Origin of the sequence: Vibrio mexicanus (genome assembly GCF_001012815.1) — a bacterium.
In the GTDB taxonomy this organism is placed as follows: domain Bacteria; phylum Pseudomonadota; class Gammaproteobacteria; order Enterobacterales; family Vibrionaceae; genus Vibrio; species Vibrio mexicanus.
This window is the reverse complement of record NZ_JYJP01000047.1, coordinates 1-470: the sequence shown is the minus strand read 5'-3', so window position 1 is coordinate 470 and position 470 is coordinate 1. Positions and strand designations below refer to the sequence as shown.

Below are 470 nucleotides of genomic sequence, written 5' to 3'. Positions count from 1 at the left end.
ACATGCTGCTACTCGCCCATTACGCCATGTGTAAACAATCCCTCGATTTCTATCGAAATAGATATCGGCGGCTCTTGGCCAGCGTGCAAATAGAATGGTGGCGATGAGCGATAGTACTGAGAACACAGAGATAATGACTATTTCTTGATATATAGATTTACGATAGTTTTCATCTCCATATGATGAAACTGCTTTTATCAGATCTAACTTAGAACCCTTACCGTCTTCACCAACCAATGCTCTGTAATATAAATCTCTATGCTCGTCATAGGGTTGCCCACTCTCTCGTTGTTCCATGTTGAGCTCAATCATGTTGTGGGCACGACTTATCATGGATTTATTGGGGCCAAACTCTTGTATAAATGAGATAGTTAAAACCCAAAGGGCAAGAATAAAAGGCAGAACATATACAATACGTGCATTATCGACAGCAGTGTGCGCCGACATGACATTATCATTAACGGTCATAA

1 pseudogene is annotated in these 470 nt (G+C 40.9%); it reads right to left on the bottom strand.

Features of this window, described 5'->3' with window-relative positions:
- A pseudogene (locus UA76_RS07345) lies at window positions 1-447 on the bottom strand (hypothetical protein); the annotation flags it as partial.
- Between the last annotated feature and the right edge of the window lie 23 nt (window positions 448-470).